21 protein-coding genes and 1 pseudogene are annotated in these 25,771 nt (G+C 35.6%); 11 read left to right on the forward strand and 11 right to left on the reverse strand.

The window, feature by feature from the left end:
• Positions 1-69: 69 nt before the first annotated feature.
• From EAG08_RS02250 to nhaA, 9 genes are all read left to right on the forward strand, one after another.
• Positions 70-264 (forward strand): hypothetical protein, encoded by a 195-nt coding sequence (locus tag EAG08_RS02250; protein ID WP_129534018.1) that lies wholly within the window; start codon positions 70-72, stop codon positions 262-264.
• The gene (locus EAG08_RS02255; RefSeq protein WP_129537200.1) at positions 257-2,950 is read left to right on the forward strand and encodes an ATP-binding protein; all 2,694 of its coding nucleotides are present in this window, start codon (positions 257-259) and stop codon (positions 2,948-2,950) included. The genes EAG08_RS02250 and EAG08_RS02255 overlap by 8 nt, the downstream gene beginning before the upstream one ends.
• Positions 2,951-2,962: 12 nt before the next feature.
• Positions 2,963-3,328: a response regulator transcription factor gene (locus EAG08_RS02260; protein WP_129534019.1), complete on the forward strand. Its 366-nt coding sequence runs from the start codon at positions 2,963-2,965 to the stop codon at positions 3,326-3,328.
• 104 nt (positions 3,329-3,432) lie between these two features.
• Positions 3,433-5,322 (forward strand): AMP-binding protein, encoded by a 1,890-nt coding sequence (locus EAG08_RS02265; protein WP_129534020.1) that lies wholly within the window; start codon positions 3,433-3,435, stop codon positions 5,320-5,322.
• Positions 5,323-5,329: 7 nt separating this feature from the next.
• On the forward strand, positions 5,330-5,785 hold the full coding sequence (locus EAG08_RS02270; RefSeq protein ID WP_129534021.1) for a GNAT family N-acetyltransferase: 456 nt from the start codon (positions 5,330-5,332) through the stop codon (positions 5,783-5,785).
• A gap of 189 nt (positions 5,786-5,974) precedes the next feature.
• Positions 5,975-7,885: an acetate--CoA ligase gene (acs, locus tag EAG08_RS02275; RefSeq protein ID WP_129534022.1), complete on the forward strand. Its 1,911-nt coding sequence runs from the start codon at positions 5,975-5,977 to the stop codon at positions 7,883-7,885.
• 206 nt (positions 7,886-8,091) lie between these two features.
• Positions 8,092-8,457 (forward strand): hypothetical protein, encoded by a 366-nt coding sequence (locus tag EAG08_RS02280; RefSeq protein ID WP_129534023.1) that lies wholly within the window; start codon positions 8,092-8,094, stop codon positions 8,455-8,457.
• Between the two features lie 119 nt (positions 8,458-8,576).
• Positions 8,577-10,781, forward strand: coding sequence for a RelA/SpoT family protein (locus EAG08_RS02285; protein WP_129534024.1), 2,205 nt, complete (start codon positions 8,577-8,579; stop codon positions 10,779-10,781).
• A 2-nt stretch (positions 10,782-10,783) separates the two neighbouring features.
• Complete coding sequence (gene nhaA, locus EAG08_RS02290; RefSeq protein ID WP_129534025.1) at positions 10,784-11,962, forward strand: Na+/H+ antiporter NhaA; 1,179 nt, start codon at positions 10,784-10,786, stop codon at positions 11,960-11,962.
• Here the strand turns inward: nhaA and EAG08_RS02295 are convergent.
• From EAG08_RS02295 to EAG08_RS02305, 3 genes are read right to left on the reverse strand one after another with little or no spacing between them, the layout of a single operon-like run.
• Positions 11,959-12,336 (reverse strand): hypothetical protein, encoded by a 378-nt coding sequence (locus EAG08_RS02295; protein WP_129534026.1) that lies wholly within the window; start codon positions 12,334-12,336, stop codon positions 11,959-11,961. The two genes, nhaA and EAG08_RS02295, sit on opposite strands and share 4 nt — an antisense overlap.
• Entirely contained in the window at positions 12,317-13,354 is a 1,038-nt protein-coding gene (locus EAG08_RS02300; protein WP_129534027.1) for a YihY/virulence factor BrkB family protein, read from the reverse strand. Before EAG08_RS02300 ends, EAG08_RS02295 begins: the two co-directional genes overlap by 20 nt.
• A gap of 3 nt (positions 13,355-13,357) precedes the next feature.
• A complete protein-coding gene (locus EAG08_RS02305) occupies positions 13,358-14,392 on the reverse strand; it encodes a DUF4421 family protein (protein WP_129534028.1) in 1,035 nt (344 codons plus the stop codon).
• A 97-nt stretch (positions 14,393-14,489) separates the two neighbouring features.
• Here EAG08_RS02305 and EAG08_RS02310 point away from each other — a divergent pair, with 97 nt between their 5' ends.
• Positions 14,490-14,963, forward strand: a complete 474-nt coding sequence (locus tag EAG08_RS02310; RefSeq protein ID WP_129534029.1) for a 23S rRNA (pseudouridine(1915)-N(3))-methyltransferase RlmH — start codon at positions 14,490-14,492, stop codon at positions 14,961-14,963.
• 14 nt (positions 14,964-14,977) lie between these two features.
• Here EAG08_RS02310 and EAG08_RS02315 read toward each other — a convergent pair whose 3' ends face one another.
• From EAG08_RS02315 to secD, 6 genes and pseudogenes are all read right to left on the reverse strand, one after another.
• Complete coding sequence (locus EAG08_RS02315) at positions 14,978-15,433, reverse strand: tRNA (cytidine(34)-2'-O)-methyltransferase (protein WP_129534030.1); 456 nt, start codon at positions 15,431-15,433, stop codon at positions 14,978-14,980.
• 27 nt (positions 15,434-15,460) lie between these two features.
• Positions 15,461-16,276 (reverse strand): tetratricopeptide repeat protein, encoded by an 816-nt coding sequence (locus EAG08_RS02320; RefSeq protein WP_129534031.1) that lies wholly within the window; start codon positions 16,274-16,276, stop codon positions 15,461-15,463.
• A 1-nt stretch (position 16,277) separates the two neighbouring features.
• Complete coding sequence (locus EAG08_RS02325; RefSeq protein ID WP_129534032.1) at positions 16,278-16,838, reverse strand: phosphatase PAP2 family protein; 561 nt, start codon at positions 16,836-16,838, stop codon at positions 16,278-16,280.
• A 2-nt stretch (positions 16,839-16,840) separates the two neighbouring features.
• Positions 16,841-17,173: a twin-arginine translocase TatA/TatE family subunit gene (locus EAG08_RS02330; RefSeq protein ID WP_129534033.1), complete on the reverse strand. Its 333-nt coding sequence runs from the start codon at positions 17,171-17,173 to the stop codon at positions 16,841-16,843.
• 61 nt (positions 17,174-17,234) lie between these two features.
• Positions 17,235-18,455: a TCR/Tet family MFS transporter gene (locus tag EAG08_RS02335; protein WP_262696863.1), complete on the reverse strand. Its 1,221-nt coding sequence runs from the start codon at positions 18,453-18,455 to the stop codon at positions 17,235-17,237.
• Between the two features lie 324 nt (positions 18,456-18,779).
• Positions 18,780-21,691 (reverse strand): annotated as a pseudogene (gene secD / locus EAG08_RS02340) (protein translocase subunit SecD).
• A gap of 215 nt (positions 21,692-21,906) precedes the next feature.
• On the opposite strand from secD, the gene EAG08_RS02345 reads away from it, so the two are divergent.
• Positions 21,907-23,277 carry a PQQ-dependent sugar dehydrogenase gene (locus EAG08_RS02345; RefSeq protein ID WP_129534035.1) on the forward strand — a complete coding sequence of 457 codons (1,371 nt, stop codon included), beginning with the start codon at positions 21,907-21,909 and terminating at the stop codon, positions 23,275-23,277.
• Positions 23,278-23,388: 111 nt separating this feature from the next.
• Here EAG08_RS02345 and hemN read toward each other — a convergent pair whose 3' ends face one another.
• A complete protein-coding gene (gene hemN / locus EAG08_RS02350) occupies positions 23,389-24,747 on the reverse strand; it encodes an oxygen-independent coproporphyrinogen III oxidase (RefSeq protein ID WP_129534036.1) in 1,359 nt (452 codons plus the stop codon).
• Positions 24,748-24,843: 96 nt separating this feature from the next.
• Positions 24,844-25,740 (reverse strand): sialate O-acetylesterase, encoded by an 897-nt coding sequence (locus EAG08_RS02355; protein ID WP_129534037.1) that lies wholly within the window; start codon positions 25,738-25,740, stop codon positions 24,844-24,846.
• Between the last annotated feature and the right edge of the window lie 31 nt (positions 25,741-25,771).

A 25,771-nucleotide genomic window follows, 5' to 3' on the forward strand; every position in this document is an offset into this window, starting at 1 on the left:
TAATTGATGAATGATTTTGTTCATCAATTATCGTTTATTATATCAATCATCATATATCAATCATTAATTATGAAAAAGCGTCACGAGCAAAAACTGATTATTCTGAGCGTAGGTTTACTGATTGCGTTTAGTATTCCTGTTTCGCTGCTTTTTAATAGCGAGAGAGAGGTTTTTGGTTATCCGATGATTCTTATTTATTTTTTCACAGTCTGGATGATTTCAATCATTATTTCCTTTGTAATCGTAAAAAAATATGATGAGTAGTTTCGCATTATTTATCGTTGTCCTTATTTACCTCGCACTTTTGTTCTTAGTTGCCCATTTGGCAGAGAAGAAAAAGAGTAAGATTTGGATTAATAATCCATACATCTATGCATTGTCTCTTGCCGTGTATTGCACCGCATGGACGTATTATGGAAGTATCGGCGTGGCAGCAACCAGCGGACTCAATTATTTACCGATTTACATTGGCCCGATCATGGTGATTCCTGCCTGGATTTATATTAATACTCGGATTGTCCGCATCTCAAGGGTCAACAAGATCAGTAGTTTAGCTGATTTTATTTCATTACGGTACGGAAACAGCAGAAGCTTCAGTGCCATTATTACTTTGGTTTGTCTTTTTGCAATTATTCCCTACATCGGATTGCAGATTAAGGCGATTTCTGAGACTTTTCACTTGGTTACAGAAACTAAAATTTCTCAAAATATTTTAACCGACAGCGGAACTTTTGTGGTTATTCTAATTGCTGTTTTTTCATCCTATTACGGAACAAAATATGTTGATGCATCCGAAAAACGTTTAGGAATTATTTCCGCAATTGCTTTGGAGAGTTTTCTTAAATTATTTTTCATTATTATTTTAGGATTATTCGTGATCTATTATGCTTTTGACGGATTTTCGGACTTGTATCAAAAAGCAAGTAAATTCCCGGATTTTAAAGCTAAAAACACTTTTAACGGAATTGAAGGCGCCATGAACTGGATGGTTCTCTGCATGATTTCCGGAACTGCAATCTGTATCTTACCAAGACAGTTTCACACCGCAATTGTTGAAAACAGACAGGAAAAACACATCAAAACAGCAATCTGGTTTTTCCCTTTATATCTTTTGATATTCACCATTTTCATCTTCCCGATTGCCTGGGGTGGAAGATTAATTTTTGCCGGACAAAACGTAAACCCTGAGTTCTACTCTATTTTAATTCCGCAACATTTTGACAACACATTGATTACGGTTTTGGTATTTTTAGGAGGATTAAGTTCGTGTATTTCAATGATTATTATTTCGGCAATCACTTTGTCAATTATGCTTTCCAACAACCTGATTATTCCTTACGGCTTATTAGGCAAATTTAAAGCTGAAAATGAAGTTCAAAACACCAAAAATATTACCAACATCCGTAAATTTTCGATATTCGGATTGATTATTCTGGCTTTTGCCTTTTACAAATATTTTATTTTAAGAAGCTCTCTAGATTCTGTCGGATTAATTTCATTTGTCATCATTGCACAATTGGCACCTGCATTTTTTGGAGCGATATTTTGGCGAAGAGGAAGTTATAAAGGTGCAGTGGCAGGACTTTTTGCTGGATTAATTATCTGTTATTTCGGTTTAATTATTCCACAATATTATTTTTCTTATAATTCTGAACTGAAAGGTATTTTACGAGAAATGTATGACATTTTTCAGTTTTTTGACATTTCTTTTCTAACCAGAATTCCTGAAATTTTCTTCTGGTCGATTTTGGTTAATACTGCCCTTTTCACCATACTTTCTGTAAGCATGAAAGGGAATTACCGTGAAAGAAATTTCGCAGAATTGTATGTTGACATCGATAAATACATTCAAAATCACGAAAACGCATTCATTTGGCGGGGAACTGCTTATGTTTCTGATATTCAAAATATTCTGGAACGTTTTTTAGGCAAGAAAAAAACCGAACAGGCGATGCGGATTTTCAATATAAAATATAACATCGATTCGCAAACCGAAACGGCAGATTCAAGATTTATTAAATTCTCTGAGAACCTTTTGGCGGGGAGAATCGGGACGGCTTCTGCAAAAATTCTCATTGAAGGAGTAACGAAAGAAGATAAAATATCTTTGAAAGAAGTTTTAAATATTTTGGAAGAATCAAAAGAAAATATCACATTAAATAAAAAACTTACCGAGAAATCTGAAGAGCTGAAACAGCTTTCCAACGACCTCAGTGCCGCAAATGAAAATCTTATCGTGAAAGACCGCCAGAAAGATGATTTTCTGGATTCTGTTGCTCATGAATTGCGAACACCGATTACCGCAATTCGTTCGGCTGGAGAAATCTTAGCCGATGACGACGATATTCCTTTAGATATTAAAAGAGAATTTTTAAATAATATCATTACAGAATCTGACCGTCTCAGTGAAATTATCAACGATATTTTATATTTGGACAAACTTCAACACGGAGAAATCGCATTAAATATTCATGAAAATAACATTATTGAAACGTATAAAAAGGCTTTAAACCCAATATTACATTTAATTCAGCAGAAATTCATTCATGTAAGCGAAGTTGATTTATTGAATCATTATCAATTTGAATATGATGAAGCTCGATTTATTCAGCTGTTTCAGAATATTTTAGGAAATGCCTTGAAATTCACCGAAGATCAAGGTACAATTCAAACTAAATTTTCAGCAAAAGATAATTTTTTAATTATAAAAATATTCAATACTGGAAAGCATATTCCCGAAGAAGATTTGGAAATGATTTTTGATAAATTTTATCAGGCTAAAAATCAAAACATAAGAAAACCTACCGGAAGTGGTCTCGGACTAGCAATTTCAAAGAGAATCGTCGAAGCCCACAACGGAAACATTAAAGCAGAAAACAGTGGATTGGGTGTTACGTTTACCATCACCCTGCCGAAGAAAAATATAGAAACCCATGAAGTTGAACCCTAACGAAGTACAAGAATGAAAAAGATATTAATTGCAGATGACGAACACAAAATATTAATGTCACTCGAATACAGTTTCCGGAAAATAGGTTACGAAGTGTTCATTGCCAGAGACGGAACTGAAGTTTTAGAATTTTTAAAAACACTTGTTCCCGATGTCATTTTATTGGATATCATGATGCCCAATCTTGACGGATACAGCACTTTGGAAGAAATTAAAAAAAATGAATCCTTAAACAATACAAAAGTTCTCTTTCTCAGTGCCAAAAACAACCCGAAAGATATTGAAAAAGGACTGGAGATGGGAGCGGACGCCTATGTGACAAAACCTTATTCAATAAAAAAATTGATTTCTCAGATTGAGGAGTTGCTTAATTCTTAAACACGAATGCCACAAACGAATTGCATGAATGACACAACTGGTATAGTGTTATTCGTGAAAGAAATTCGTGTACTTAGTGTTTAATTAAACCAAACGCAAAAATTATGAAAGCAGACAATTTATTTAAACAAAGCATAGAAAACAAAGAGCAGTTCTGGAAAGAGCAGGCTCATGAAATTTCGTGGTTTGAATTTCCCGAAACGATTATTTCAAAAGACGAAAACAGTTACACCCAATGGTTTGCAGATGGGAAACTGAATATGTCTTACCTCTGCATCGACAAACATATTGAAGATGGCTTTGGAGAAGAAACTGCGATTATCTATGATTCTCCGGTTACCAATCAAAAAATAAGATACACTTATAATCAGGCTAAAGAAGAAATTTCAAAATTAGCTGGCGGATTAGTTTCTTTAGGTTTAAAAAAGGGTGACACCGCAGTAATTTACATGCCGATGATTCCGCAGACGCTTTTTGCAATGCTGGCTTGTGCAAGAATTGGGGTGATCCACAATGTTGTTTTTGGAGGGTTTGCACCTCATGAATTGGTCGTAAGAATTGATGACTGCAAACCAAAAGCTTTGATTACGGCAACGGCAGGAATTGAAATTGCGAAGAGAATTCCTTATCTACCATTGGTTGAAAAAGCGATTGAACTGGCGCAGGATAAAGTAGACAATATCATTGTTTTCAACAGAAAATTAGTTAATAATCAACATGAAATGTTTGAAGGCATCATCGATTATGAAGAGTTAGTTGAAAAGTCCAAACCTGCAGATTGTGTTTCAGTAGAATCAAATCATCCGTTATACTTACTTTATACTTCCGGAACGACTGGTAAACCAAAAGGAATTACAAGAGATACAGGAGGTTACGCTATCGCTTTGAAATTCTCAATGAAATATATTTATGGAATTGATCAAGGCGAAACATTCTGGGCAGCTTCAGATTTTGGTTGGGCGGTTGGTCACAGCTACAGCGTTTACGGACCATTAATTAACAGAAATACCACCATTATTTTTGAAGGAAAACCCATCATGACTCCTGATGCAGGAACTTTTTGGAGAATTATTTCCGAATATAAAGTTTCAGCGATGTTCACTGCTCCTACAGCAATCAGAGCGATTAAAAAAGAAGACCCGAACGGCGAACTAGTTAAAAAATATGATTTAAGCCATTTCAAAAAACAATTTTTGGCAGGTGAAAGATGCGATGTTGCGACTTTAGATTGGTTTGAAAAGCACATCGGAGTTCCCGCCATCGACCATTGGTGGCAGACAGAATCCGGATCTCCGATGTTAGGACTGATGACTTTTGATGATGATTATAAAATTAAAAGAGCTTCAGCAGGAAAACCGATTCCGGGGTACGATATTAAAATTTTTGAAGAAAACGGATTTGAACTTGACGAACATAAAGAAGGGTATCTAGTTATCAAACTTCCGCTTCCTCCAGGCGCAATGTTGGGAATTTGGAATGATTACGAGCGTTTTGAAAAAAGTTATTTATCACAATACAAAGGCTATTATTTTTCAGGAGACGGGGCGATTAAAGATGAAGACGGCTATATTTTCATCACAGGAAGAGTGGATGATGTCATCAACGTTGCCGGTCACCGACTTTCAACTTCTGAAATGGAAGAAATCGTTTCCTCTCATCCTGATGTTGCCGAATGTGCTGTCGTCGGAATTGATGATGATTTACGTGGACAAGTTCCTTTTGCAACAATCGTTTTAAAAAATGGTTCAGAAATTTCTGAAGAAGATGTAGAGAAAGAAATCATCCTGAAAGTCAGAGAAAAAATTGGAGCTGTAGCGTTTTTAAAATCTGTAATGGTCGTAAAAAGACTTCCAAAAACCCGTTCGGGAAAGATTTTAAGAAAATTGATCAGGACGATTATTGATGGAAAGGAATTTCAGATTCCGTCAACGATTGATGATGAAATGATTATTGGTGAGTTGAAAGAGAAGATTCGGCAATACAGAAATTCGTAAAGTAAAGATGATGACAGAAATTATTAAAGCAAATACCGATGACGACAAGATTTTAACTGAGATCACAAAAAGATCAAAGGCCTACTGGGGATATTCTGAAGAACAAATGAGCAGGTGGTCAGATTTACTAACCATTACTTCAGAATACATCGACAAGAATCAAGTGTATAAATTAATTGTCAACCAATCGATTATTGCTTACTATTCTTATTTTGAAATTGAAAATAAGAATGTGAGACTTGACAATCTGTTTGTTTCACCTGAATATATCGGTAAAGGTTATGGAAAATTATTAATGAATGATTTTATTTTAAAAATAAAACAGAGCGAAAAAATCAGAATAATTCTGGACGCCGACCCTAATGCACAAAAATTTTATGAAAGTTTCGGATTTATAAAAATTGGAGAAAGTGAAACATCAGTTAAAGATAGATTTCTTCCAATTATGGAACACAAACTATAATGAAAATTGCTCTCAATCTGTCATGAACTAAAAACCTCTGTAAACTTCTCTAAGTGAAACGGCTTTGTGAGGCTTAAAAAAAGTCAGATAAAAAAACTTCGTGCGCTTCGTGTTCAATTTGAAAATCGAAAAGGCACAACTTAAACAAATAAAAAATTTAAACAATAAATAATTCTAAAAAGAAAAAGTATGAGAAATTACGTGATAGAAGATTTACCGCACTACTTTGAAGAGTACAAAAAATCAATCAAAAACCCGAAAAAATTCTGGGATAAAGTGGCTGACCAAAATTTTGTATGGTACCAAAGGTGGAGCAAAGTGGTAAAATATGATATGAATGAGGCAAAGATCACATGGTTTAAAGATGCTAAATTAAATATCACCAAAAACTGCCTAGACAGACATTTATCTGTGCGAGGAGAAAAAACAGCCATCATCTGGGAACCCAACGACCCAAAAGAAGAAGCACAGCACATTTCTTACAACGAACTCTACGAAAGAGTCAACAAGACAGCAAATGTTTTGAAAGACATGGGCATTGAGAAAGGCGACAGAGTTTGCATCTATCTTCCAATGATTCCAGAACTGGCAGTTACGATGTTGGCTTGTGCGAAATTGGGAGCAGTTCATTCCGTAATATTTGCGGGATTTTCGGCTTCTGCTGTGGTTTCCAGAGTTAATGACTGTGGTGCAAAAATGCTAATTACTTCAGACGGAAGTTACAGAGGAAGTAAAGTTTTAGATTTAAAATCAATTATCGATGAAGCAGTAGAAAAATGCCCTACCGTAGAAAAAGTTTTGGTAGTAAAACGCACCAACAACGAGGTTAAAATGAAGGAAGGCAGAGATTTCTGGCTGGCTGATTTGTACGAAAAAGCTTCTGCCGATTTCGTGACCATCATTATGGATGCAGAAGATCCTTTGTTTATTCTGTACACATCTGGTTCTACCGGAAAACCAAAAGGAATGCTTCACACTTCCGCTGGCTACATGGTTTATTCCGCGTACACCTTCAAAAATGTATTCAATTATCAGGAAAACGATATTTATTGGTGTACTGCAGATATTGGCTGGATTACCGGGCATTCTTATATTCTTTACGGACCGTTGTTAAATGGTGCAACCACTGTTATTTTTGAAGGCATTCCTACTTACCCTGAGCCGGACAGATTTTGGGAAGTTATTGAAAAACATAAAGTTACCCAATTTTATACGGCACCAACTGCAATTCGTTCTTTAGCAAAAGAAAGCGCTGAATGGGTTGATAAACACGATTTAAGCTCATTGAGAGTTATCGGATCCGTGGGAGAACCGATTAACGATGAAGCGTGGCATTGGTTTAATGATCACGTCGGAAGAAAAAAATGCCCGATTGTAGATACTTGGTGGCAAACTGAAACCGGAGGAATTATGATCTCTCCTATTCCTTTTGTAACGCCTACGAAACCAACGTATGCAACTCTTCCATTACCGGGAATTCAACCTGTTTTAATGGATGACAAACGCAATGAAATTACAGGAAATCAGGTGACCGGAAATCTCTGCATCCGTTTTCCGTGGCCGGGAATTGCGAGAACCATTTGGGGCGATCATCAAAGATACAAAGAGACCTATTTCTCAGCTTTTCCGGGGAAATATTTCACGGGTGATGGTGCTTTAAGAGACGAAGTGGGTTATTACAGAATTACGGGTCGTGTGGACGATGTAGTGATTGTTTCTGGACACAATTTAGGAACTGCACCGATTGAGGACAGCATCAATGAACATCCAGCAGTTGCAGAATCTGCAATTGTAGGTTTCCCACACGATATCAAAGGAAGTGCTTTATATGGTTTTGTGATTTTAAAAGACAGCGGCGCAGGTCGTCAAAAGGAAAACCTAAAAAAAGAAATCAATCAGCTGATTTCAGATCAGATCGGTCCGATTGCAAAATTAGATAAGATTCAATTTGTTTCAGGACTTCCGAAAACGCGTTCAGGAAAAATCATGCGTAGAATTTTGAGAAAGATTGCAGAAGGTGATTTCTCGAATTTCGGAGATACTTCTACTCTGTTGAATCCCGAAATTGTGGAGGAAATTAAAAATGAAAGATTAGGGTAAAAACATTTAAATACTAAGTAACTCTGTACTTTTATTGTGCAGGGTTTTTTTGTAATTAGATCAATAAATGAAGATTTAATAAAAATAGATAATATCTTAATTATTATTAATTTTTTATAGATAAAATAAAATATTTTAAATTTCATTAAATTTTTATCAATTATTTAAAAAATAGTTCTATCTTTAAGTACCAAAACAAAATTACTATGTCAAGCATTTTAACAGGAATATTTGAACGTCACAGTGATTACAAGCGGTTAGAAAACGAAGTTGAAACTTCGGGGTTTGAAAACTCTGATTATATAGTTTATCTCCTAGAAGATCATCCGCATTCACAATATATGGCGAGTGTACAGATTAGAGATAACGAACAGTTAACAACAGCGCAGAATATATTTCATCAAAATTCTGTTGTCAAAACGTATTTATTTGAAAACATGAGCATCGAACAAGCATCCTACAGCAACATAAAAAAATACATTGATGCAAGGTGTAGAGCTGAAATTCACAGCAGCCCTGATGTAAGAATCAAAGTACAGCATGACGGAATAAATTCTGAAGTGAAATCTTAAATTAAAAACTAAAAACTCATAACCGGATCCGTAGAATTTTTTCTACGGATTTTTAGTTTATAGAATTGACAAATAGCTATATTTTTCGTATTTTCGTTTAAACAAAGCCTTTTACACAAATGAGTTACGACCTAGAACAAGAGAATAAAGAAATCTTAACGAGGTATAAAGACCTGATTTCTAACACATACAGAACTTTGGATGAAGAGAACAACAAACTCATCCGAAAGGCTTTTGATATTGCATTAGATGCGCACAAAGACCAAAGAAGGAAATCTGGAGAACCGTACATTTACCATCCTATTGCTGTAGCTAAAATTGTCGCAACAGAAATCGGTTTGGGAGCAACATCGATCGCTTGTGCATTATTGCATGATGTTATTGAAGATTCAGATTACACCTACGAAGACCTGAAGAAGATTTTTGGTGATAAAATTGCGGAAATTGTCAACGGATTGACCAAGATCTCAATCATGAACCATCAGAACATCTCTGTGCAGTCTGAAAATTACAGAAAACTACTCCTCACGCTTTCAGAAGATTTTCGTGTGATCTTGATCAAAATTGCAGACCGACTTCACAATATGAGAACGTTGGAAAGCATGGCGCCGGACAAGCAGAAAAAAATTGCTTCAGAAACTGTTTACATTTATGCTCCACTCGCACACCGTTTAGGTTTGTACAATATCAAATCTGAACTAGAGGACTTATCTTTGAAGTATAACAGTCCGGATGTTTATAATGAAATAACGCAAAAATTAGAACTTGCCAAGGAAAACAGAGAGCGGTACATCGAAGAGTTTAAGAAAGAGGTTTCTGTACGTTTAAAAGACGAAGGGCTGAATGTCACCATCAAAGGCCGTGCAAAAGCGATTTCGTCGATTTACAGAAAAATGCTCAAGCAGGGCGTTACTTTTGAGGAAGTTTTTGACAATTACGCCATCAGAATAATTTATAAATCAGATGCTAAAAATGAGAAATTTTTGGCTTGGAAAATTTATTCGATTGTAACAGATGTTTATCACAGTAATCCATCGAGAATGCGTGACTGGATTACACAACCCCGTTCTACAGGCTATGAAAGTTTACACTTAACGGTGCTTGGTCCTGATAAAAAATGGATTGAAGTGCAAATCCGTTCAGACAGAATGGATGATATTGCCGAAAAAGGTGTTGCCGCACATTACAAATACAAAGAAGGTTATAAACAGACTAATGACGACCGAAATTTTGAAAAATGGGTTACCGAAATCCGTGATGTACTTGAGCAACAGCAGAATCTTTCAACTTCTGAGCTTTTAGATAATATTAAACTCAATTTATATTCTAAAGAAGTTTTTGTCTTTACTCCGAAAGGTGAGATTAAAATTCTACCGACCAATGCAACCGCTTTAGATTTTGCATTTTCTGTACACTCAGATTTAGGAATGAAGTGTTTGGGTGCAAAGATTAATGGAAAATTAGTCCCTATTTCTTATGTTTTGCAAAATGGCGATCAGGTAGATATTCTTTCGTCTCAAAACCAGAAACCAAAGTTTGACTGGCTCGATTTTGTGGTGACTTCCAAAGCGAAATCAAAAATAAAAGGGTATTTAAATTCTGAGAAAAACTCGCTGGTTGATGAAGGAAAAGAAATTCTTCGCAGAAAATTGAGGCATGCGAAAATCAATTTCAATGATGAAGAAATCAATAAACTTCAGAAATTTTTCAATCTGAAAACCTCTCAGGAACTATTTTTAAAATTCCAGACGAATGAGCTGGATGCTAGTAGTTTAAGAAAATATATTGAAAGTAAAAATGTATTCAACAACCTACTTTCAAGATTCAGAAAATCACCTACAAAAAACCAACATTATGTAGAGCCGAAAGAGATCAATCTGGATATGATTGTTTTCGGGAAAGACGAAGAAAAACTGAATTACAGTTATGCAAAATGTTGTACAGTAATCCCGGGAGACAAAATTTTTGGATTTATCACCATTTCCGAAGGTATAAAAGTGCACAGCGACAATTGTCCGAATGCGATCAACTTGAGAGCTCAATATGATTACCGTGTAATCCCTGCAAAATGGGTGAATGAAGAAAGCTTCAAAAACCGTATTAAAATTGAGATCGAGGGACTCGACAGAATGGGAATGATCAATGACATTACCGCAGTAATCAGCGGTGCAATGGGCATGGATATGAAGAGTATGTCAATTGAATCGAATAACGGCGTTTTCACCGGAAATATCAATCTTGAAGTAAAAAATAGAAGCCAGCTCGATGAAACTTTTAAAAAACTAAAAGATATCGACGGTGTTTCTAAAGTCATCAGAATTTAAGCATGAAATTAAGCATATACTTTAAAAAATTCTTCGAGAGCAGCCAGTCATCAGGGGTTTTATTGATACTTTGTGTCGCTTTGGCATTAGGAATCGCCAATTCTTCTTTGGCCGAAAACTTTCAGAACTTTTTAGATCAAGAAATTGGTGTTAATCTATTTCATCTGAAATATCCTGTCAGTATTTGGATTAACGATGGTTTGATGGCTATTTTCTTTCTTTTAGTGGGTCTAGAAATCAAACGAGAAGTCATCGAAGGTGAGCTTTCATCTTTTAAAAATGCTTCTTTGCCGATATTTGCCGCAATTGGTGGAATGATTGTTCCTGCAATTATTTATACCGCTTTTAATTATGGAACTGATCATAGCAACGGCTGGGGAATTCCGATGGCTACAGATATTGCTTTTTCATTGGCAATTATTTCGATGCTTGGGAAAAAAGTTCCAAATTCGATTAAAATATTTCTTGCAGCTTTGGCAATTGTAGATGATTTGGGTGCTATTTTAGTGATTGCTATTTTTTACACTGAGCAAATTCATTGGATTTACATTTTTCTTTCTTTAGGAACTTCAGTTTTGCTGTTTCTTCTGAATTATTTTAAAGTAACCAAAATCATTTTGTATCTGATTCCTGGAATTTTTCTTTGGTATTTCCTTCATCATTCGGGAATCCATGCGACAATTGCGGGTGTTGTTTTGGCATTTTCAATTCCAACAAATATTTCTACAACAGAAATTTCACCTTTAGAAAAACTAGAACATCGGCTTCATTTTCCGGTAAGCTTTTTCATCATGCCGATTTTCGCTTTAACCAATACCAATATTACTTTTAATAATGGAATGGTTGATGGGCTTTTCAGTGGTTTAGGTTTGGGAATTATCTGCGGATTAGTTTTAGGAAAATTGATAGGAATCAATCTTTTTTCATGGATTGCCATCAAATTTAAAATCAGTTCGCTTCCTCAAAACTCATCATGGACACAGATGTTGGGAGTCGGACTTTTGGCCGGAATTGGCTTTACGATGTCGATTTTCATCGCTTTACTTTCATTTAAAGGAGAAATTCAAATTCAGGATGAAGCTAAATTTGCCATTCTGATTGCTTCTTTTATTGCTGCAATTGCAGGATACATTATTCTAAATATGAGCTCATCTGAAACCATAGAAACTGAAGAGGATTAATTTTTAGTCAGACTCCAAGTTCCTTTTAAATTTCCCATTTCCCAAGTTCCTTTTTTGGTTTGCATATTTCCGATGAGTATAAAACCTTGTGGAGATTTTGCAGTTGTATTGAACGATGACATAATCAAATGGGTATCATATGAGTCTGGATTACCCGCTGTACCACGAATAACCTGTACGCTCGCATCTTTCCGTACATTCACGGTTAGTTGTCCACTCATATCTCCCGTATAACTTCCGGAATAATTTCCCATAAATTCTGAAGTGAAATTTTCCTGAGCTCTTTTCTCTTCAGCTTGATCAAGAATATGCTCACAAGATTGCATACTTAAAAGTGTACACGTAATCAATACTTTAACCGTTAGATTTTTCATCTTCTTCTTTTTTAATTTCTTGTATAATACTGCGGATATGCTCTTCATCACTGTCGAGATTGGGCTCTTCACTTTTTGACTGATAATGAGAGGCTTCTTTTTTGAGCTCGTCTGCCAAAAGTTTTTCAACTCTTAATTTTCGCAAGGCCATATTCAATTCATTCCCAAAAAGAAGGAGGTAAACGTTGACATTTACCCAGACCATCAATAAAATCATACTTCCAATCGATCCATATAGTACGTTATAACGTGCGATATTTTTCACATAAAGCGTAAACAGATAAGTTGTAAGAATAAATAAAACCGTTGTGAGAATCGCTCCCGGAACCGCCTGTCTGAATCTGATTATTTTCACCGTTCCCAACCAATAAAACATAGTCAGCAAAAGGAAAAAGAATACTGGAAATGATACAAAACCGATGATCTTTGAAAGGTTATTGACGAGCCAGGAAATATTATATTTTGGTGTAAAAAGCTTAAGAACAACCTCAGAATAGTAAACGCCAAAAAGCGCTAAAAATACAATGGTAACAAAGCCAATTGTGATGAAAAATGACAGAATAAATTCTTTAACATCAGGAAGTTTCTCTTTAGAATTTTCATTAAAACCATTAATAATAGAAAATGTTCCGTTGGTTGCAAAAACAAGGGCAATAAGAATCGTTAAATTACTGATTCCCTTCATATTGGGAATAATGTTATTTTCAATATAACCTCTCACATCTCCTTCGATATTAGATGGGAAAATATTGTGCATCAACACTTCAAAAATATAAAACTGAAGCTTATCATAATGCGGCATATAAGGCAAAACAGAAAGCAAAAACAGAATAAAAGGAAATAAACTCAACGTAAAACTCCAGGAGATTGCGGCGGCCTTCTTCCCTATTTTACCTTTGAAAACACCAGCAAAATAGATTTGAAATAACTGCCAAAGTGATATTCCCAAAAGTGGAATATGTATATCATCTAGAAAATCTTGAACTTTCAAAAGAAAACCCGGAACTTTTATTGCCATCTTTTATTTTAAAATTTGATCAATCTTGTCAAACTGTTGATTGACAAATTTAGGGGAATTTATTCTAAAACCCAATCCGAAACGAAATAACCAATTGGTCGTAGAGTAAAAATTCTCATTCGTACTGTTGATCCAATTGAGCTGTGCCCCTCCGCCGAAGAACCATTTTCCATTGTCAAAACCTATTCGTGTATTTGAGTTTAAACCAATATTAAATTCTTTATAATTTTCATTAATCAGATGAGCGTAATAAACCTGCGGATAAAGTTCCACAATTGCATACCAATTTTTCCCAATTACTTTCTGCATTCCTCCTCCGGTTCTCAACGTCAGTCGGATATCTTTTGTAATAGAACTCCCTGCGTCAGCATCCGAAAGATTTATCCCTTGATAAATGACATGGTTTGTATCTTTCATCATATTATATTGATAAAGCAAACCGGAAATAAGCACAAAATCATTTTTCAATGGCTTATAAGTCATATTGGTGTAGCTTCTGTAATTGTCTTTATTTCCCAACCAGAGATAACTTGTTTCACCAGTAAAAGATTGATATTTGGCATCAGGAAACAGCATATAATCGTCACTGAATTCTCCATTAAATTCATCTTTAAAAACAGTCTCAAAAAATCTTTTAGTGCTTTCAAAATACAAACCTTTCACCTGATTGTAATTCACATACTGTCTCAATTTTGGACTTAGGAAAAACGCAAATCCGAGATTAAAATATTTCGTTCTACCTTTAGTATCATCATCATTGTTGATTCTTACAAACTTAGGAGCAAACGAAACACTTGCGTCCAGCCATCGGTATCTCAGGAAAAATTCGGTATAAAAAGAATCATTCGGTTTGAGGAGAAAAGTCTGATCTTCATAGTAAAGTCCGAAAGAATTATTCACGTAACTGACACCGGCAACCAATGAAATTTTGTTGTGGTCTTCTTCAAGATATTTTTTCTCATCGGCATCGATAACTTCCTGACCGAAAGTTATTCCTGATAAGCTTAAAAATATAAATTTAATGAAAGAAGATTTCATCTTAACTGTGATAGTATGGTAAAAATACAGATTTTAAAATAATTCGTCAATTTTTTAATTATAAGTATCTTTGAACTTTCTTTTTTAAAGCTAAAAAATGCGCATTAATCTAATTTGTATCGGGAAAACCGACGATAAGGAAATCACTTCTTTGATCAGCTATTATCTCATCCGACTTCCAAAACACTGGAATTTTGAGATTATTGAAATTCCTGACATCAAAAATGCAAAAAATCTTTCACCTGATTTATTGAAAAAAGAAGAAGCTAAATTATTTCAAAATCATATTGATAAAAATGATTGGGTCGCGATTTTAGACGAAAAAGGAAAACAGTTCACCAGCAGAGAGTTTTCTCAGAAAATCGACAACTGGATGAATTCTTCCGTAAAAAAAATACATATCCTGATTGGTGGAGCTTATGGTTTTTCAGATGAAATCTATAACAGAGCCAACGAAAAAATGTCACTTTCTAAAATGACATTTACGCACCAGATGATCCGGTTATTTATCGTTGAACAATTATATCGTGCTGACCAGATTTTGCAGGGAAAACCTTATCATAATGACTGAAAAATTTATTTAAACTAAAGTTTTAGGTTAATTTGTCTTTTTGCCTCTCCCACTACAAACGCCACAGAATTTGCAATATTAAAACTTCTGATCAGATTAGACATCGGTATCGTTAAGTGATTTTCAAATAGGTTTAAAACATCTTTGCTCAATCCCACACTTTCTTTCCCGAAAACCAGCCAGTCACCATCCTGAAAATCTATTTCAAGATAAGATTTTTCAGCATGAGAACTCATCAGAAAAACTCTGGATGGATCAGGAATTACCTTCATCCATTCTTCAACATTGGCATATTCTGAAACATCAAGATGCACCCAATAATCTAAACCTGAACGTTTGAGGTTTTTGTCATCAATTAAAAATCCGAGAGGATGAATGAGGTGTAATCGGCTTTCGGTTCCTACGCATAATCTTCCGATATTGCCTGTGTTATTAGGGATTTCCGGTTCTACAAGAACGATGTTTAACATGAATGAATTTTAAAAGAAATTTAGTATTTATTTTTTGACACATTTTGCATACTGCTCAGTCAATGCCGCTTTTTCGTATCCTGTGGCAACAGCTTTATCCAGACTTGCACAAGCTTCTTTATCTTTTGCAGAATCAAATAAAATTAGTGCTTTCGTCACGTATGATTGTGAAAATTTCGGATCGATTGAGATTGCTTTATTGACGTCTGCTAATGCTTCTTTGTATTTTTTTAGTTTTAAATAAACATCGGCTCTTCCGTTGTATAGTAGAGATTCTGGCTTTTCTGAAAGTAGTTTATTGTAATCACTCAAAGAACCTTCAAGGTTGCCATTTCTTTTTTTCAGATTGGCTAAACCAGTTCTTGCAAAAATATTGTCGGGAGCAAATGTTAGAATTTGGTTTAAATCTTTTTCGGCTAAATCCTTTTTGTTTAAACCTTCATAGACTTTAGCACGAGTCAAATACATTTCAGCATTTTGATCGTCTGCAATTAAACCTTTATTCAGATAGTCAAGAGCTTTGGTTTTACTGCCTTTCTGATTGTGTAACGAACCTAAATTTGCATAAACCGCAGCCGACTTAGGATTTGATTTTAAAGCAGATTCATAAGATTTAAAAGCTTCTGCAGTTTTGCCTAAACGTCTTTGTGCAGTACCCAAATTGTTGAAATATTCAGATTGATACTGCTGAATCATTTCTTTGTCAGCCAGTTTTGCATACTGCTCTTCGGCACATTTGTAATCGGCCTTTTGCATGCATTCTTCTGCGATCTTTTTATCTTGAGCTGAGAAAAATTGTAGCGATGAAACCGCTAAAGTAATAATGAATAGATGTTTTTTCATTTTATATAGTTTGTTTGTTGATGACTTTTTTTGCGAGCACAGAAAATATCGCTCCCAATAAAATTCCAACAAACGCCCCCACCAAAATATCTATCGGGAAATGCACTCCTAAATAAATGCGACTGTATGATACTACCACAGCCCAAACAAATATAACATAAGGAAACCATTTAAGCTTATCTTTTAACAAAAAACTTAAATAACTTGCTAAAAAGAAGGTATTTGAGGCATGTGCAGAGTAAAAACCGAACTGTCCGCCACATTTTACAATTCTCATATAAGACTGTAAACTTGGGTCGTGACAGGGTCTTAATCTCGCAACGCCATACTTGAAAATCCCTGATACCTGATCGGAAATCGTGACCCCGATTGCAACGAAAAGAAGAATATACAGTAAAGATTTAAGCTTAAAATTTTTATAAAGAAAATAACAGAAAATGATGTAAAGCGGCACCCAGATCCATGTTCCGGAAACCATGAGCCAGAACTGATCGAATGGCGTATCACCTAAATTATTAAGGTACAGAAATGCCTTTTTATCTTCAAGAATGATCTCTTCCATTATTATCTGCTTACAGGCCCTTCGTAGGTATCATCATCCGAAGGTTTGATCTTTGGTGTTTCAGATACAGAAGGTTCACCGATCAAATCTTTCTGAATATTTTTTGTAGGATCAAAATCTTTGGCAGCATCTTTTACCTTTTCGATTTCACGTTTAATCTCAGAAACAGGATTGTCTGTTTCTTTCATGATTTCGGTTTTGATATCTTCTACTGCGCCACGCATTTTTCTTACTCCGGATCCTAGATCACGGGCAATCTGAGGCAGTTTATCCGGACCGAATAAAACTACAATCGCAATGGCGATTAATGCCATTTCTCCAATGCTTAATTCCATGATGCTAAATTACAAAAGATTATATACAAATGATGTTTTATGGCCTAATTTTAAACAAATTTTAAGATTTCTTTTTCTGAAAAGCATAATAAGTGACCGCCACACTAATCGTCATCAAAATGAACGCCAAAAAGAACGGAGCTCCCGAAAATTTAAAAGGGGCATCTTTATGTGTAAAATAGAAAAATAACTGCGTCATCATTGGCGGACCGATAATTGAAGTTGCGCTCATTAAACTCGTTAAAGCTCCCTGAAGTTCCCCCTGTTCGTTGCTGGGAACACTTTTGGTAATTACAGACTGCAATGCTGGCCCGCAAATTCCACCTAAACAATAAGGAATTAAAAATACAAACATCATCCAGCCTTCTGTGGCAAATGAGAATAACAACATTCCTAGTGCATATAAAGCCAAACCGTAGTAGATACTTTTTTGTTCGCCTAATTTTGGAGTTGTCCAACGAATTAAAACTCCTTGTACCAAACCTACTAAAAGTCCGACTACGCCGAGAGAAATTCCGACCATTCTTTCCGTCCAGTCAAATTCATACATTGTGAAGAAACTCCAGTTGCTTTGAACTGCATGACCTGCGATGTAGATTAAAATTAAAGCGACAATCAAACCTGAAATTTCCGGATGTTTGCCTAAAAATTTAAATGAACCAACCGGATTTGCACGTTTCCAGCTATATTCTCGTCTTTTATCTTTATCTAAACTTTCGGGAAGAATGAAATATCCGTATAAGAAATTTAATAAGCATAAAACTGCTGCTGCGTAAAATGGAACTCTAGCACCATAATGTCCCAAAACACCGCCAATCACAGGCCCGATGATAAATCCAAGACCAAACGCAGCTCCAATTAAACCAAAGTTTTTAGCTCTGTCTTCGTCGGTTGAAATATCTGCAATATAGGCACTTGCTGTGGTCACACTTGCTCCGGTAATTCCGGCAATAATTCTCCCTGCAAAAAGCCAGATTATTGTTGGTGATAACGCTAAAAGAATATAATCTACCGCAAAACCGAAAAGTGAAATCAAAATTATGGGTCTTCGTCCGAATTTGTCACTCAGATTCCCAACAATGGGCGAAAAAATAAATTGGGTAAATGCATACGCAAACCCAAGCCAGCCACCATATTTGGCCGCTTCGCTGATGTCCGCATGAATCAATTCTTTGATCAATGCCGGAACCACCGGAATGATAATTCCCCACCCTGTAATATCAATCAGTAAGGTGATGAAAATAAAGCTCATGGCGGCTTTCTTTTTCGATTTTTCCATAATGGTGCAAAAGTAAGGAAATATTGGGAAAAGGGATATTGTGAGTATAAAGTTTAATATTGCTCTTAATCTTTAGTTTTTAAATTTAATTCTATTGTTAATTATGAAACCCAAAATTGGTGTGAGAAACTAATTTCCACAGATCACGCAGATTTGCACAGATTTTTAAATTTAAAATAAAATTTCAGTAAAAATAAGAGTTTTTTAAATTCTGTTTAAAATAAGAGATTTATTTCCAATCTCTAAAAAGAGGAAAATCTATTAGAGATTAAGGCAAAAAAAGAGCCCTTCAGATGAAAGGCTCTTTTGTATTTAATGTAGTTGAATTTATTTTGAAGCAAGAACTTCTTTGTTTGTGGTTGTTTTACCATGTACTTCTTCTTCTTTTCCAGATTTCAAGAAGTCATAGGCAATCGCAGATGCGATAAATATTGATGAGTAAGCACCAAAGCCTATTCCGATAAGCAATGCAAACATAAATCCTCTAAGATTATCTCCCCCGAAAATAAAGATTGCAAGAATTACAAGTAAAACGGTAAACGTAGTATTGAAAGTTCTACCTAAAGTACTAGAAATAGAATCATCAAATAATCCTGCCAATGTTATTGATTTCTTTTCTCTTAAATACTCTCTAATTCTATCGAAGATAATTACGGTATCATTGATAGAGTAACCCAATACTGTAAGAATTGCAGCTACAAAATCCTGATTGATTTCCATATTGAATGGCATGATTCTGTGTAGGAGAGAATAAGCACCTAAAATAATCACCGCATCGTGGAATAAAGCTGCTACTGCTCCCAAGGAGAATTGCCATTTTCTAAATCTCACAAGGATGTAAATAAAAATACCACCCAATGCAGCTATTACAGCTAGAATACCATGCGTTTTAATATCATCAGCAACCGTAGGACCTACTTTTTCAGAAGATACAATACCTACACTAGCATTATCTGCTGATTTAAAATCTTGTATCGTTGTATTAGTTGGTAGATTTGATTTCAATCCTTCAAATAATTTTTGTTCAACTGTTTGGTCAGCTTTCAAAGATTCATCATCAATTAAATAATCTGTTGAGATCTTCAATTGTCTGTCATTACCAAAGGTTTTAGCTTCCACAGAAGAATTTTTACCATCTGAGGTTGCGAATACTTTTACTAGTTTTTGCTCAATATCTTCCGCTTTCACATCCTTATCGAATCTCACTACATAATTTCTACCTCCTGTAAAATCAATTCCGTATTTGAAACCGTTTGTGAAGATTGAAACCAAACATATAACTGTTAATATAGCTGATATAGTATAAGCGATTTTTCTTTTTCCAATAAAGTCGATCCAAGTATTTCTGAAAAGGTTTTTTGTAGGAGGAGTCCAAACAGACAGACCTTTACCTTTTTCTAATCTTGAGAAAATCATTACTCTAGAAAGTGCTACCGAAGTGAAAAGTGTCATTACAATACCAATCATCAGCGTTAAAGCAAATCCTTTAATAGGACCCGTTCCGAAGAAGAACAATACTACTGCTGTTAACAAAGTTGTAAGGTGACCATCGATAATTGCATTTAAAGCATGTTTAAATCCGTCTCTGTAAGCTTCAAGAATATTTTTCCTGCAAACAGTTCTTCTTTGGTTCTTTCATAAATAATTACGTTGGTATCAACCGCCATCGCCATTGTCAGTACAATACCAGCAATACCGGGAAGCGTTAATGTAAAGTCTCCGGAATCCATAATTCCGAAAATATAAAACAAGTTGATGATCATTGCAATTACCGCATAAACACCTGCTCCACCATAATAGAATACGATGTATACAATGATAATTAAAAATGCAATAGCAAAAGAGATTACCCCCGCATTGATTGATTCTTCACCTAATGAAGGTCCTACTTGTGTAGCCTGAACTACTTTTGCACCTGCAGGTAATTTACCAGCTCCTAAAACGTCAACCAATTCTTTAGCTTCTTCCTGAGAGAAGTTACCTGAGATTTGAGTTCTACCGTTTGGAATAGCACCAACAACATTTGGTGCGGTATATACTCTGTTATCTAAAGTTACTGCTACAGGTCTTCCAACATTTTTCTCTGTCAGAGTTTTCCATTCTTTAGCACCTTTAGAATCCATTTGCATGTCAACAACCACTCTGCTCAAATCATCATATCCGATACTAGCAGTTTCTACTGCACCATCTACCGGAGCTTTTTGATTGATGCTACCTTTGATTGCGTAAAGAACCAAGCTATTAGTATCCGTAGATTCTGGCTTGTAACCCCACAAGAATTGGGTATATTTTAAATTTGCAGGTCTTAATGACTTAGCAACTTTACTGTTTAAAACCTTATTAACAATAGCAGTATCAGATAACTTTACGCTTCCTACTGAACTTTGGCTTCCAGATTTACCTCCCTGCATCAAAGCCATTAGGTTTACATTTTTAGCAACACCTATAGAATCACCTTTAGCAGAAACTGCATTGGTTAAATTCTGGAAATAAGGTGCTACCTCACCAAATTGCTGCACTTCCCAAAACTGAAGTTTCGCAGAAGTCTGAAGCATTTTTTTCACCTTATCAATGTCTTTCATACCAGGCATTTCAACAGAAATTCTTGCTGTACCCGGAACTCTTTGAACATTAGGCTGAACAGCTCCCATTTTATCAATTCTGGTTCTGATTACTTCAAAAGCAGTACCCACAGAAAGGTCGATTCTTCTTTTTACAATACTCTGCACCTGCTCGTCAGTAGTATTAAATTTAATCTCAGAAAGGTTGGTGTTTCCGAAGATTTCAGGATCTGCAAGTTTTAGATTGGCTCCTTTTGCTTTGTTTACAGCATTAAACTCAACAAAGAAATTATCGATGTAAGGTCTTGTAGAGTTTTTCTGAGCTTCGTCAGTTCTGTTTAAAGCTTCAATCAAAATAGGATTGGTAGAATAATTGGTTAAATCATTCACCAAGTCTCTTTGGTTGATCTCCAAAAGAACGTTGATCCCTCCTTTAAGGTCAAGACCAAGTTTCATTTCCTTGTCTTTCGCTTTGGTGTAATAAAGTTCTGTGAAACCTAGATTAAGTGTATCCTTAGAAAGTCTTGCGATTTCTTTCTGATACTTTTCCGGATTGTCTCCTGCAATAGCAGTTGCCTGCTTTTCAATCTTGCTGGCGTACCATGTTGGTAATAGCTCATTTAAGCAAATTAACCCTAGTACAATAGCAACAATTGTAATAAGTCCTTTTCCTTGCATTTTGTTATAACTACGTTAAATTAAGTCGGCAAATATAATGATTTTCTTGATATTTTATGAATTTTTAAGAACAGAAATGGTTTATTTTCAGATATATCGGCATTCTGCTTTCAATTAAAGATTCAGCAATTTATCTAATATTTTTTAATAAAGTTTTCAATTCTCTTTTGGTATGAAATTTTCATTAAACATAATACACTAAATATCAAAATATTATGAGAAAATTATTACTTTCGGCAATCTTGTTATCTGCCTTACCTTTCAGTGCACAAAGCTTTGCATTGACGCAATTTGCAACGGGATTCACAAGCCCTGTTGAGATTACCCACGCCAACGACACCCGATTATTTGTTGTTCAACAAAACGGAATTATAAAGATAGTACAACCCAACGGAACCGTGAATGCGGCCGACTTTCTGAACATTAGCACGAAAGTCAATTATGGAGGTGAGCGAGGACTCTTAGGCCTAGCTTTTCACCCACAATATGCAACCAACGGATATTTCTTCGTTTATTATAACAATGCAGCAGGAAATATCATAGTCGCAAGATACACGGTTAGCTCTGGCAACACAAATGTGGCTGACGATACTACAGAAAAGATTATTTTGAATATCCCTAAGCCTTTTGACAATCATAATGGCGGAAGTATGCACTTTGCACCAGATGGTAATTTATGGATTGTAACAGGTGATGGCGGCGGTGGCGGTGATCTGAACAATAATGGTCAGAATAAAAATTCACTTTTGGGTAAGATGTTGAGAATTGATATTAATAATCCTACAGGACCTTACAATATTCCGGCTGACAACCCCTTTGCAGGGGCGGGTGTAGACGGTTCTGATGAAATTTGGTCTTACGGATTGAGAAATGCCTGGAAGTTTTCATTTGACCAAACTACAGGAAATGCGATGATTGCAGATGTAGGACAAGGTGTGATTGAAGAAATCAACAGAGTTCCGGTGACAACAGCAGGTGTAAACTATGGCTGGAGATGTTATGAAGGAAATAACACTTACAACACAGCAGGTTGCGCTGCTTCTTCAACAATGACTTTTCCTATTGCCGTGTATGATCATACCGGGGGAAAATGCTCAATCACAGGGGGATATGTTTACCGTGGAACGGCTTCACCCAGTCTTCAGGGGAAATATTTCTTCGCAGATTACTGCTCTACACAGATCGGAACTTTAGACAGCAGCAATGTCATTACTTGGACTACGCCATTTACCGGAAACAATTTTTCAACATTTGGAGAAGACAATCAGAAAGAATTATATGTGGCCGCAGTCAACAACGGAATCGTTTACAAAATCACAACATCAACATTAGGTGTTCAGGAAAATATATTCAAGGATGTTAAAATTCATCCAAATCCAGCGGATGAAAGGGTTTTTGTAGAAGGATTACAGACGGCAAATGCTAAGATTGAATTGATAAGTACCGAAGGTCGTAAAGCAATCGACAGTGTAAAACTAGACAGTGAAAACAGTTTTGATGTTACGGGAATTGCACCAGGAGTTTATTACATCAATATAAAATCAGGAGATTTGAAAGAGTATAGCCAGAAGTTGATCATTAAATAAGTTAATTTTCTCTCTCTGACTAAAATTAAATTTAAAAAACTGGGTGAAATCTAATTAACCAACATTTATTTAAACAAAAACAAGCGATTCAAAATTGAATCGCTTGTTTTTTTATATCGTCATCGAGAATATTCGGGTTTCAGGTTTGTTTCTCATCATTCTGAGATCAAATACCATGGCAACGTTTCTCGTGAAAGCTCTACCCTTTTCTGTGATTTTTATTTGATTGTCATGAATTTCAACCAACTCATCTCTTTCCATTTCTTGCAGCATTTCGAAAGCATTTTCAAGCTCAGGAAAAGAGTTTTGAAGATTAAAAGAAGTTTCCAGCTGACACATTAAATTTAAAATATGTCTACGAATTGTTAAATCTTCATCACTTAAAATATGTCCTTTGACCACAGGAATCACTCCTTCTTCAACAGTTTTCTGATACTCCTCTACCGTTTTCACATTCTGTGCAAAAGCATACCAGGAATCTGAAATGGCAGACATACCCAAACCTACCATTAATTGGGTTTTGCTCGAAGTATATCCCATGAAATTTCGGTGAAGCTTTTTCTGAATTAAAGATTGGTATAAATCATCATGCTCCAGAGAGAAATGATCCATCCCTACTTCAATGTATCCTAAATTTTCTAACAATCTTTTTCCGTCCTCATAAAGACGGCGTTTTTCTTCACCACTTGGTAAATCGTTTTCGTCAAAACCACGTTGCCCGACACCTTTCACCCACGGAACATGAGCATAAGAGTAAAATGCTAAACGGTCCGGTTTCAATTCCATTGTTTTGCGGATGGTATGTTCCATCGCTTCCCAACTCTGATGTGGAAGACCAAATACCAAATCATGACTGATCCCTGTATATCCAATTTCACGGGCTATTTCGGTAACTTCTTTTACTTTTTCAAAAGGCTGAATTCTATTGATTGCTTTCTGCACTTTCAAATCATAATCCTGAACGCCAAAACTTGCTCTTCTGAAACCTAAATCATACAAAGTCTGCAAATGCTCTCTCGTCGTATTATTCGGATGTCCTTCAAAAGAAAACTCCTGATGCTCGGCTATTTCAACCGTAGAAAAAATCCCTTCCAATAAAGTTCTTAGATTTTCAGGAGAGAAAAATGTAGGTGTTCCGCCACCCAAATGAAGTTCTTTCAGTTTTGGTTTTTCATTAAACAATTGTAGATACAGTTGCCATTCTTTTAAAACACTTTCAAGGTATGGAATTTCCACACTGTGTTGCTTCGTAATCCGTTTATGACATGCACAAAACGTACACAAAGCTTCGCAGAAAGGCAAATGAATATAAATAGAAATTCCTTCTTCAGCATTGGTTTCATTAAAAGACCTGATGACCGTTTCTTTCCATTTTTCTGATGAAAAAGTGCTCTCGTCCCAATAAGGAACGGTAGGGTAAGACGTATAACGAGGTCCGGGAATATTATATTTATCGATTAAAGAGTTCATTCAGAAAATTTAAAATAAAATTAAATCCTTGAAGGATTTTCGTCTTGCAAAAATAACCATTACAGATGACTTTTTGATTATGAATTATATTAGGTCTTATTTTATAATCAGTCTAAATACTTCGTCGGCAAAGTTTTTCCCGAGGTCAATATATCCTGCGCTGTCGTAATGCCAGGGATCATTTCCGTAATTGTATTTAGCTGTTGAGCGAACTATTGCTGCATTTTTATCGTCATTTACGAATTTCTCCTGCGCATACTGCACCAGCTCTCCGGTTGGCCACACTTTTCCTTTTTCATTTTTCCCGGAATCGGAAATTTTCCCGATAACCACCGGAAGATCATCCGTAAGTAAAGCAGCTCTCATCTGATTCATCAGAACTTTCAAATTTCCGTAATATCGGTTGGCAATAGCTTCATCATGGCTTGCATCGCCTTCACCCTGCATCCACAGAATTCCGGATGGGATGATTTCATCATTCTTGCCGTTTCCATCAATGTCGGTTTCGGCCAAAGCATTTTTTATGGTTTTAAGAAAGTTGTCATATTGATTAATTCCATTTTTACCATGAAAATCGGCATCCCAGCATCCAAATCCGCCTCTTGCAACACTGTCAATGGATGTTCCCTCTCGTGCATATTTAATCAAAGCAATTTTATCATTCGGAAAAAGTTCTTTGAGCCTTTTGGCAAAAGACAGCTCCGGACCGAATCTGTCTGAAAGCTGATTGGTTTTCCCATCCGTTTTAAATCCTGTTCCGTTTCCTGGCTTTAAAACGTCCCACTTCCCTATTCCGCCATTCAGATCGCCATCCGGAACTGAATTTCCCTGAAATATATAAACATCTTTAAATGTTTTTAAATCATTTGGTAAATCTTTATTATATCCAAATCCATTCATATTTGACTGCCCTGCAAGAATGAAAACCCTGGTTTTCTGAGTGTAAAATAATGCGGGCAAGAACAGAAGGAGAAATATTTTCAGATTTTTCATTGGGGAAATTTTATTCAAAGGTAATTTGAAA

The sequence above is a fragment of the Chryseobacterium sp. 3008163 genome (assembly GCF_003669035.1).
GTDB lineage: Bacteria > Bacteroidota > Bacteroidia > Flavobacteriales > Weeksellaceae > Chryseobacterium.